Consider the following 10298-nt stretch of genomic DNA (forward strand, 5'->3'; position numbering starts at 1 on the left):
TAACGAATTACTCTTCTGCGTAACCGTGTGTACCTAATGTTTCACCGTCTAAGACAGCCTTCCCGTTTACCATCGATAAACGATCTTCAGCAAACCATTTACAAACCATCGGGTAAATACAGTGCTCTTGAGTCAGTACTCGGCTTGCTAACATGTCAGCATCATCATCTTCAAATACCGGCACCTTGGCTTGCAAGATTACAGGGCCACCATCAAGTTCTTCGGTAACAAAGTGGACGCTTGTACCGTGCTCTTTGTCTTGTGCATCAATGGCACGCTGGTGGGTGTGTAGGCCTGGGTATTTAGGTAACAGGGAAGGGTGGATGTTGACCATTTTACCGGCATAGTGACGAACAAATTCTGAACTCAAGATACGCATGTATCCCGCAAGTACGATTAAATCGGGTTGGTAAGCATCGATCTGAATCATCAATTCATGATCGAACTCTTCACGTGAACCATAGTTTTTTGGGTTCACAGAATGTGCGTCAACACCTGCTGATTTTGCTCTCTCTAGACCAAAAGCCTCTGCTTTGTTTGAGAAGACAGCTTTAACTGAAGCATCAATCATATTGCTATCGCAGGCGTCCAAAATTGCTTGCAAGTTACTTCCGCTTCCTGAAACTAACACAACGATGTTTTTACTAGAGATACTGGTTTTATTTGAGAGATTGTTTTTCATAGAGTGGGTCATACGATTGATTAACAGGGGTGCTTACAATTTACCTACATAAACTAAGGTTTTCTGCGGGCTAAATAGCAAAATGAGGACCATTAGGTCCTCATCTATTAACTAAATAAGCGAATGTATCACTTATTTGATTTCAACTTGCTCTTCGCCAGCTTCAGCGTTTGCGATCTCACCGATAACCCAAGCGTTTTCGCCTTCGGCTTTCAGCAGTTCAACAGCAGCGTCTGCTTGATCTTTAGGTAGAGCAACAACTAGGCCTACACCACAGTTGAAAGTGCGGTACATTTCAAATGTCTCCACGTTACCTTTCTCTTGTAACCAGTTGAAGATAGCAGGCCATTCCCAGCTCTTGCCATCAATCACTGCTTTAGTACCTTCAGGAAGTACGCGTGGGATGTTTTCCCAGAAACCACCACCTGTGATGTGCGAGATAGCATGAATGTCATGCTCTGCAATCATCTTAAGTGCCGATTTGATGTAAATCTTAGTCGGTTCTAGTAGGTGTTCACCGATAGTGCGACCTTCTAGCTCTTCACTCTTATCAGCACCAGAAACTTCTAGAACTTTACGAATCAAAGAGTAACCATTTGAGTGTGGACCACTTGAGCCAACAGCGATAAGTGCGTCGCCTGCAGCTACTTTAGTACCGTCGATGATGTCAGCTTTTTCTACAACACCAACACAGAAGCCGGCTACATCGTAGTCGTCGCCTTCGTACATACCTGGCATTTCAGCCGTTTCACCGCCGATGAGTGCACAACCTGCTTGAACACAGCCTTCAGCAATACCAGAAACAACATCTGCTGCTGTATCTACATCTAGCTTACCTGTTGCGTAGTAGTCTAGGAAGAATAGCGGCTCACCACCTTGAACGATTAAGTCGTTCACACACATTGCCACTAGGTCGATACCAATGGTGTCGTGTTTTTTCAGATCCAAAGCAAGGCGAAGTTTAGTACCAACACCATCAGTACCTGAAACAAGTACCGGCTCTTTGTATTTCGTTGGAAGTTCACATAGGGCGCCAAAGCCACCAATACCGCCCATTACTTCAGGGCGACGAGTGCGTTTAACAGCACCTTTAATACGGTCTACTAGTGCATTACCTGCGTCGATATCAACACCAGCGTCTTTGTAGCTTAGAGAAGAAGTATTACCACTCACGGGATAGTCCTCGAACTTAAGTTGGATGTGAAAACGGCGCTATTCTAACAGGGCTTGATTACGAAGAGCAAACGTTTGCGCGGTTTTTTTTATTAGAATAAAGATTCTGAAATAACCCCACAGTTCGTGTATAATCTACAGGTTTGTTTAAATATTGCCGGAGTTGGAAATGAAAGTTGTTGAAGTGAAACACCCGCTAGTAAAACATAAAATTGGCCTGATGCGTGAAGGTGACATTAGTACTAAGCGTTTTCGTGAGCTAGCGACAGAAGTGGGTAGCCTTCTAACATACGAAGCGACATCAGACTTTGAAACTGAACGTGTAACTATTGATGGTTGGAACGGCCCAGTAGAAGTTGACCAAATTAAAGGTAAAAAGGTAACAGTAGTGCCAATCCTACGTGCAGGTCTAGGCATGATGGATGGTGTTTTAGAGCATATGCCAAGTGCTCGAATCAGTGTCGTGGGTATCTACCGTGACGAAGAAACATTAGAGCCTGTACCATACTTCAACAAGCTAGCATCTAACATTGATGAGCGTATTGCTCTAGTGGTTGATCCAATGTTAGCAACTGGCGGTTCTATGATTGCAACTCTTGACCTTCTAAAAGAGCAAGGCTGTAAAGTATTTAAAGTACTGGTACTTGTTGCTGCCCCTGAAGGTATCGCTGCACTAGAAAAAGCGCACCCAGATGTTGAGCTTTACACTGCTGCAATCGATGAGAAGCTAAACGACAAGGGCTACATTGTTCCTGGTCTTGGTGATGCTGGTGATAAGATCTTCGGTACTAAGTAATTCGGTTTCAGCTTAAGTTACGCTAAACCGTTTCTTAACTCGCTGAATTAGCCGTATTAATAAAAAGGGAGAGCATTCGATGCTCTCCCTTTTTTGATCTTGCTAGCTTGTGATGCTCTTAATTGAGGATCACAAGCCTCAACAGTTTGTTGACTTGCAGTTAGTCGATTTGGGCTTTGTCTACTACGGTGTTATCGCCTAACTCTTCTGGAAGCACTAGGTTAAGCAGAATTGCCACGATACCGCATAAGCTTACGCCTTGCAGGCTAAAGTCGCCGATGCCAAATGCCATGCCGCCAATGCCGAAGACCAAAGTAATGCCGACAATCACAAGGTTGCGTGATTTGTGTAGGTCAACTTTGTTCTGAATTAGAGTATTCAAGCCTACGGTTGCGATAGAACCAAACAGAAGAATCATGATGCCGCCCATAACAGGAACTGGAATCGTTTGAAGTAGTGCGCCTAGCTTACCTACTAATGCTAGAACAATCGCTGTTACTGCTGCCCAAGTCATGATCACTGGATTGAATGCTTTGGTCAGCATTACAGCCCCCGTTACTTCACTGTAGGTTGTATTTGGTGGAGCACCCAACATAGAAGCAGCAATCGTTGCCACGCCGTCACCAGTTATTGTGCGGTGTAAACCTGGCTTCTTAAGGTAGTCTTTACCGGTTACATTCGAAATAGCAAGCATGTCGCCTACGTGTTCAACAGCAGGTGCAATTGCTACAAATACCATAAAGAAGATAGCGTTGATGTTGAACTCTGGCGCTGTGAAGTTAGGTAGAGCTAACCAAGCAGCCTGAGCGACAGGGGTAAAATCAACGACACCATATACTAAGCTCGTAATATAACCCGCAACAATACCGCCGAAGATCGGCAGCAGTTTAAGAAAGCCTTTCGAGAAAACACTGATGACAATCGTTACTAACAATGAAATAGATGAAATCCATAATGCTGCGTCTGCATCTATAAGCTGAACCGCACCATCGCCTGTTTTACCTAGCGCCATGTTTACCGCAACAGGCGCAAGACCTAAGCCGATCACCATGATTACAGGGCCAACTACGACTGGTGGAAGCAGTTTGTGGATAAAGGCTACACCACGTACCTTAATTAAGGCACCCATTAATACATACACAACACCTGCTGCCATAAGGCCGCCCATGGTTGCACCTACACCCCAAGTTTGAATGCCAAACATGATAGGTGCGATGAATGCAAAAGAAGACGCAAGGAAAATAGGTACTGAACGGCGTGTAATAAGTTGGAATAAAAGGGTACCGATACCTGCCCCAAAGAGCGCTACGTTGGGATCAAGGCCTGTCAGCAGGGGCACCAGTACAAGTGCACCAAAAGCGACAAATAGCATTTGCGCACCTTGCAGAGCATTTTTCATGTTATGTCCTTAAAAATGGTCGTTATATGAAAAGCGAAAAATAAAATTCGCGGGATTCTATCACTTGGCAATCGGTTGCTATGTCAGATAGATCAAATTTATTTATATTAGTTATGTTTATCTCTATCAAAATAAGAAAAATTCAGTTTACAAGTGAACGATTTATCATGGTCAGGTGATATTTTGTGGTTATTAAACACAGTGGGTGCTAACGACCTTGCCCCTCAATCCATAGTTGCTTATCATCAAGGCACAAGCTTTGAATATTAGGATCAATATGCGCTACATAGCATTGTTGTTGATGGGACTATTAGCCTCTCCGAGTTATGCCTTAACTCAAGTAGATATCTTTAGGGCTGAAGTTGCGATTAACGCTGAAGACAAACAACCAGAACAAGTGGCAAGAAATACTGGCATGGAGCAGGTATTGATACGTGCGACTGGCCAAACTGATGTCGCGTCGAATGAGACGATTCAAAAGGCGATGCGTAAGAGTGCGCAGTACATGTCTCAAATGAGTTTTGGCGAAAGCAATGACCAATCAACATTGCGTATGCGTTTTAACGGTGCTCAAATTCGTTCACTACTGACTCAAGCGCAATTACCGTATTGGCCTGATACTCGCTCAAATATTCTTGTTTGGCTGGTAGAAGAGAGTAACTACGACAAGAACATTGTCTGGGAACACTCCAACTCACTGTTAGCTGTAGGCTTACAAGCCAATGCAAAAGAGCGCGGTTTGCCTTTGATGTTTCCTGTTGGTGATTTTGATGATGTTACGGGAGTGGCCACCTCGGATTTGTGGGGCAGCTTTGTCACACCGATTGGCAACGCGAGTCAACGTTACCCTGTTGATGCTGTTTTGGTGATTAAGGCACAGTCTTCTGGATTACGCTGGACTTTGTATGATCAAAAACCAAACCAGCTGACGAGCGCACCAACATCACCGGTAAGTGGTTCGGTATCGGGTAACAGTGCGACGACTTCTAAGAAATTGGTTGATCAAATCAGTAACTACTACGCAGGCAAAAGTGCTGTTGTTGTAGCAAGTGAATCATCAGAGTCGATTTTAACTCAGTTTATCAGTTTGAATAATGCTCAAGACTTCTTCCAATTGGAGAATGCACTGAAGCGTCTAAACTCGGTGGCAAGCTTAGATATTCTACAAATTCAAAACAATGAAGTGACGTTCCGAATTCATTTGTTATCGACCCAACAAGAGTTTGAACAAGAAGTTGAAAGCATTCGCCAAGTCGCGAAGGTTGAAGAGTCTTATATCGAACCTGAAGTGAGCCCAGAATTTGAAGCGCAAGATAACATTATGTCTGTAGGCGATGACTCTGTTGTTGTTACTGATGCGATGGGCAATGAAACTACGCCAAGCGTTCAAGTGATTAAAGGCAGTGAGTTATCTACAGATGCTGAGCTAACAAATGCTGAGGTGACGCTAGGTGAATCTGATGAGGAAGCGCTACCAGTCACAGCGCCAGTAAACGCTAAGCCAAGCTTGGTATACGAATGGGTTCGCTCGTAATCGTCTACCGACATGACAGACAGATCGATATGAAATCATGAAAAAAGCCCTGCAAGAGAAATCTCGCAGGGCTTTTTGTTTATCTGTTGTCATGTCAGATCTAGAGCATCGAACCAATATTATTGTTCGAACTTAGCTTTCTCTTTCTTTTCTACTTCGGAAAGGCGCTTCAACTTGATGCCTAACTCTTTGGCTCTAAAACGGGTAAATAATATATTGCCTGCGAAGCCTAGAGTCGTCAAAAGCAGTTCTACAGCGGCTAACAAGCGCTCTCCACCGTCTACATACATAATAGTTAACGCGTGTAGGAAGTAGAGCATTAAGACGAAATTCGCCCAAGCATGCGTATAAGGCTTGCCCGATAATATTCCCGGTAATGGTAGTAACAGCGGTATAGCCCAAGCAATCGCCAGTGTTACATTACTGAGGTGAGGGTGCGGTGAAAGTGTCATCTGCCAAGCAACCACCCAGAATAAAAGCGACAAATTGCCCGTTAAAGCAAGGTAGCGAAATAGCTTGGTTTTGGGAGACATCGGTCTCTCTGACATATACATCATTGAGGCATTCCCTTCTGGTTAATAGCGATGCGCGCTACGCGTTTGCCTAGGTTTTTCGCCAACTCAATTTCTTCTTTGCTTAATGAAGCGCTCTCTCCAGTGCTGCTTGCACCGTAAGGTGTGCCACCGGTTTGAGTGGTGTGCAGTGCAGGTTCTGAATAGGGGATGCCCACGACTAACATGCCATGATGAAGTAGAGGCAGCATCATGCTTTGCTGTGTCGTCTCTTGACCACCGTGTAGTGATGAAGAGGAAGTAAATACACAAGCTGGTTTATCGATGAGATCGCCATTAATCCATAACGATGTTGTGCTATCCCAAAAGTGCTTCATTGGCCCAGCCATATTGCCAAACCATACTGGGCTGCCGAGTGCTAAACCGTCGCAAGAACGGAGATCTTGTAAGGTCGCAATAGGATCTGTTGGCTGATAGCGCGAATCCGGCTGCTCTTCTACCGTATACACGTTGTTCACCGTTCTTAGCATGGCTTCGCAGTTCGGGATGGATTCCACCCCACGAGCGATTTGCCTTGCTAGCGCTTGGGTGTTGCCGTGTCGACTATAGTAGAGAACAAGAATGTTGATGCTCATATTGGATTACAGAATCTCTAGTACTTGTTCTGGTGGACGACCAATTTTTGCTTTGTTGTTCGCGACAACCACTGGACGTTCAAACAGTTTTGGATTCGTTGCCATTGCAGCGAAAAGATCTTCATCAGCCACTGATGCGTCACCAAGGTTCGCTTCTTTATAATCCGCTTCTTTGGTACGCATCATGTCGCGAACACTCTCAAAACCAAGCTGAGTGAAAAGCACTTTCAGCTGTTCAATAGTCAAAGGCGTATCTAGGTATTTGATCACCTCTGGCTGTACGCCGTTTGCTTCAAGCAGTTCGAGAGTTTGACGGCTCTTTGAGCAGCGTGGGTTATGATAAATCACGACAGACATGGTTCTTCCTCGTTATTATTTTTGATTTAATAGTTCAGTCGAAGCCAACTGAGTGGCTTCTTATTGTGTAACGTTGAGCTTTCTTTGTATTTTGGCAACGAGCTTTGCTGCCAGTCAATATACTTATTGCAACGATAAGAAGCGTTCGCGCTGTATCATTAGTTGATCAATTCGAGCGTCATAACGTGCTTGTTTTAGGCTGCCTAGCTCTGCGATTTGGCTCGCCTGCGTGTAGTACTGAATCGCTTTGTTCCAGTTGGCTTGCAGTGCCAAGATCTCTGCCCTAGCAGACAGTTCTTCATCGCTGTTACCAAGGTTTGTATTTGCCTTTGAAAGCAGGTACCACCCATTGGTGTCGTTCGGGTTATCGTGCGTGTAACGTTGCAACACGCGAACGGCTTCCTGTAGGTCTTCATTTTCGATCAGTGCATTGGCGTAGTTTATGGTTAGAACTGAGTTGTTTGGTTGACGCTCAAGTGCTGACTTAAGTTCTTTAATCGCAATCTCAGGCTTTTTCTGTTCAATGTGCAGATCTGAAATAGCATCCAGATAGAACAAGTTGGTTGGGTCGCTATTCATCAGCTTGGTCAGAATCGGTTCTGCTTTATCTAGTTTTTTTGAATCTAGGTAAACCAGTGCTTGTCCATACTCTAATGATGGAACCAAGGCTTTGGGGGCTTTCTTCAGCTTTCGCTCAAACCAATCAAGAGCTGCATCATTATTGATACCAGCATAGCGCGCAACAATACGGGCTCTTGCTAAATGATAATCCAGTGACGGAGCCAGTTTTAGTGGTGTATAGCTGCGAGCACGGGCGCGTGAATCTGTGATTCGGTCTTCAGGCAACGGGTGAGTTAATAGCATTGGTGGCGGTGTGCTTGCATAGCGGTATTCATCAGCTAAGCGGCCAAAGAAACGTGGCATAGCGTTTACATCGAACCCTGCTTTTGCAAGCGTGTTGATGCCAAAGCGGTCGGCTTCTTTTTCATTACTTCGGGTGTAGTTTATTTGGCTTTGCATGTTACCAGCAGTTGTTGCAGTGATAGCTGCGATACCGGCTTCTGGTGCTGCAATCGCTAATAATACAGAAGCGGCCAATGCTGCGATGGTTGCAGGAGAGCGGCGAGCTTGATCTTCCATACTACGTGCTAAGTGACGCTGGGTAACATGCGCGATTTCGTGCGCCAATACGGAAGCGAGTTCACTTTCAGACTGTGCATGCAAGAACAAACCTGAGTGCAAAGCAACATAACCACCAAAAAAAGCAAAAGCGTTGATGTTTCGGTCACGGATCATAAAGAACTGAAAAGGTGTCTTTACATCATTTGCGTTCGCGACAAGGCGATGGCCAAGCGTGTCAATGTATTGGTTTAGAACCGGGTCGTTTACAATAGGCTGGCTGCTTCTGATGATGCGCATGTAGGCATCACCATAGATAAGTTCTTGGTCGATAGTGAGTGTGCCGCCAGCCGCGGTGCCGATATCGGGTAGCTCCAAACCATTGGTATTTGCCAACGTTGGAGTGCTTAATGTAGCTGCGATGCATAAGCAAGCAATTGAGCGAGCGCGTTTAAACATATTAGTCAGTAATACTCCGTTTCTTCTGACAGTAAGACAAGTGCAATGCAAATTGGTTCTCTATCTGATTTAACCTTTACCAAGTGCGTGCGCTATCATGAAGGAAGATGAATGAATGATGGCGCGTTTTCAAAAACAGATTACAATACGACCCTTATAATAAGCATCGAGCTAAAGAATGACACCTAATATTCTAGATTTACGCCAAGAGCGCTGTCCAATGGCACTATTATTAGCCAAGCGTCACAGTGTAAAGTTAGAAGTAGGGCAATCATTGTCAATTTATGTCTCTGATAACAGCTCGATGAAAGATATTGTTACTTTTTTGTCTAAGCAAGCCTATGACGTCATCGTAGAGGTTTGCTCTAATTACCATCATCTCCTCGTCACTAAAAAGGAATTGCAGTCAAATGCTTGAAATGGTCAATCGTTGGTATAAACGACGTTTCTCTGATCCCCATGCTGTCAGCTTGGTTGCCATCATTCTCTTCGGCTTTATTACGATCTACTTCTTTGGTCACCTCATTGCCCCACTTTTGGTGGCTATTGTTTTGGCTTATCTGCTTGAGTGGCCGGTTACTCAACTTCAAAGACTCGGTGTTCCAAGAACCCCATCAGTGATGTTGGTGATTTTAATGTTCTTTAGCGTGATGTTACTTGCGCTGTTTGGTCTAGTACCAACGATTTGGGAACAGGTAGGTAACCTTATCAATGATATTCCAAGCATGTATGGTGGTTTACAGAAGTTCATCGCAACCATTCCTGAGCGTTACCCTGAACTAGCAAACCTGCAGATCGTTGAATCGATTGTGTCTAATGCGAAAAACAAAGCATTAGGCTTTGGCGAAAGCGTTGTGAAGGGCTCTTTAGCTTCTCTTGTTAGTTTGGCGACGCTTGCGGTTTACCTGATTCTTGTACCGCTGCTGATTTTCTTCCTTTTGAAAGACAAAGAAGAGATGATCAGTATGGCTAGTGGTGTTCTGCCTAAGAACCGTCGTCTAGCGACCAAGGTTTGGGTTGAGATGAACCAACAAATCTCAAACTACATTCGCGGTAAGGTGCTTGAGATTTTGATCGTCGGCGGTGTCAGCTACGTAACCTTTGCGATTCTGGATTTACGTTATTCAGCACTGCTGGCTGTCGCGGTTGGTTTCTCGGTATTGATTCCTTACATCGGTGCGGCGGCTGTGACCGTTCCAGTCGCGATTGTTGGCCTGTTCCAGTGGGGCTTAGAACCTCAGTTTTATTGGTTGCTTCTCGCTTACGGTATTATCCAAGCGTTAGATGGTAACGTGCTCGTTCCTGTTCTGTTCTCTGAAGCAGTGAACCTACACCCAGTAGCGATTATTGTAGCGGTGTTGGTGTTTGGCGGACTGTGGGGGTTCTGGGGAGTGTTCTTTGCGATCCCTTTAGCCACGCTAGTGAAAGCGGTTTGGAATGCCTTACCGAGTCACGCTCTCGATGATGACCCTGAACATCAATCGTAATTGAACGCGCTATCAATTTGAATGCGCTATCAATTTTAATAAGTACAAAAAGGCCGAATATCCATGATATTCGGCCTTTTTGCATTTGGCTGTCCCGTCCTGAAATGTGTTTACACATTGAGGACGAATTATGACTACTTCAAAT

11 protein-coding genes are annotated in these 10298 nt (G+C 44.7%); 4 read left to right on the plus strand and 7 right to left on the minus strand.

Annotation, left to right across the window (positions count from 1 at the left end):
- Positions 1 to 7 precede the first annotated feature (7 nt).
- A complete protein-coding gene (gene purN / locus ACED25_RS13125) occupies positions 8 to 682 on the minus strand; it encodes a phosphoribosylglycinamide formyltransferase (RefSeq protein WP_371695434.1) in 675 nt (224 codons plus the stop codon).
- Between the two features lie 132 nt (positions 683 to 814).
- Positions 815 to 1855 (minus strand): phosphoribosylformylglycinamidine cyclo-ligase, encoded by a 1041-nt coding sequence (gene purM, locus ACED25_RS13130; RefSeq protein ID WP_008222945.1) that lies wholly within the window; start codon positions 1853 to 1855, stop codon positions 815 to 817.
- Between the two features lie 169 nt (positions 1856 to 2024).
- On the opposite strand from purM, the gene upp reads away from it, so the two are divergent.
- Positions 2025 to 2651 (plus strand): uracil phosphoribosyltransferase, encoded by a 627-nt coding sequence (upp, locus tag ACED25_RS13135; RefSeq protein WP_009847387.1) that lies wholly within the window; start codon positions 2025 to 2027, stop codon positions 2649 to 2651.
- A gap of 160 nt (positions 2652 to 2811) precedes the next feature.
- Here upp and ACED25_RS13140 read toward each other — a convergent pair whose 3' ends face one another.
- The gene (locus tag ACED25_RS13140; RefSeq protein ID WP_017100802.1) at positions 2812 to 4050 is read right to left on the minus strand and encodes a uracil-xanthine permease family protein; all 1239 of its coding nucleotides are present in this window, start codon (positions 4048 to 4050) and stop codon (positions 2812 to 2814) included.
- A 277-nt stretch (positions 4051 to 4327) separates the two neighbouring features.
- On the opposite strand from ACED25_RS13140, the gene ACED25_RS13145 reads away from it, so the two are divergent.
- Positions 4328 to 5584, plus strand: a complete 1257-nt coding sequence (locus ACED25_RS13145; protein ID WP_371695435.1) for a DUF2066 domain-containing protein — start codon at positions 4328 to 4330, stop codon at positions 5582 to 5584.
- A gap of 119 nt (positions 5585 to 5703) precedes the next feature.
- Here ACED25_RS13145 and ACED25_RS13150 read toward each other — a convergent pair whose 3' ends face one another.
- The 4 genes from ACED25_RS13150 to ACED25_RS13165 form a co-directional block, all read right to left on the minus strand.
- Positions 5704 to 6141, minus strand: coding sequence for a DUF2069 domain-containing protein (locus ACED25_RS13150; RefSeq protein WP_009847385.1), 438 nt, complete (start codon positions 6139 to 6141; stop codon positions 5704 to 5706).
- Complete coding sequence (gene wrbA / locus ACED25_RS13155; RefSeq protein ID WP_009847384.1) at positions 6138 to 6731, minus strand: NAD(P)H:quinone oxidoreductase; 594 nt, start codon at positions 6729 to 6731, stop codon at positions 6138 to 6140. Before wrbA ends, ACED25_RS13150 begins: the two co-directional genes overlap by 4 nt.
- A gap of 6 nt (positions 6732 to 6737) precedes the next feature.
- The gene (arsC, locus tag ACED25_RS13160) at positions 6738 to 7088 is read right to left on the minus strand and encodes an arsenate reductase (glutaredoxin) (protein WP_012604578.1); all 351 of its coding nucleotides are present in this window, start codon (positions 7086 to 7088) and stop codon (positions 6738 to 6740) included.
- A 123-nt stretch (positions 7089 to 7211) separates the two neighbouring features.
- Complete coding sequence (locus ACED25_RS13165; RefSeq protein WP_009847382.1) at positions 7212 to 8666, minus strand: M48 family metallopeptidase; 1455 nt, start codon at positions 8664 to 8666, stop codon at positions 7212 to 7214.
- 178 nt (positions 8667 to 8844) lie between these two features.
- Here ACED25_RS13165 and ACED25_RS13170 point away from each other — a divergent pair, with 178 nt between their 5' ends.
- On the plus strand, positions 8845 to 9084 hold the full coding sequence (locus ACED25_RS13170) for a sulfurtransferase TusA family protein (RefSeq protein ID WP_012604576.1): 240 nt from the start codon (positions 8845 to 8847) through the stop codon (positions 9082 to 9084).
- Positions 9077 to 10153 carry an AI-2E family transporter gene (locus tag ACED25_RS13175; RefSeq protein ID WP_009847379.1) on the plus strand — a complete coding sequence of 359 codons (1077 nt, stop codon included), beginning with the start codon at positions 9077 to 9079 and terminating at the stop codon, positions 10151 to 10153. Before ACED25_RS13170 ends, ACED25_RS13175 begins: the two co-directional genes overlap by 8 nt.
- The last annotated feature ends 145 nt before the right edge of the window (positions 10154 to 10298 follow it).

Origin of the sequence: Vibrio sp. 1F263, assembly GCF_041439035.1 — a bacterium.
GTDB lineage: Bacteria > Pseudomonadota > Gammaproteobacteria > Enterobacterales > Vibrionaceae > Vibrio > Vibrio tasmaniensis_A.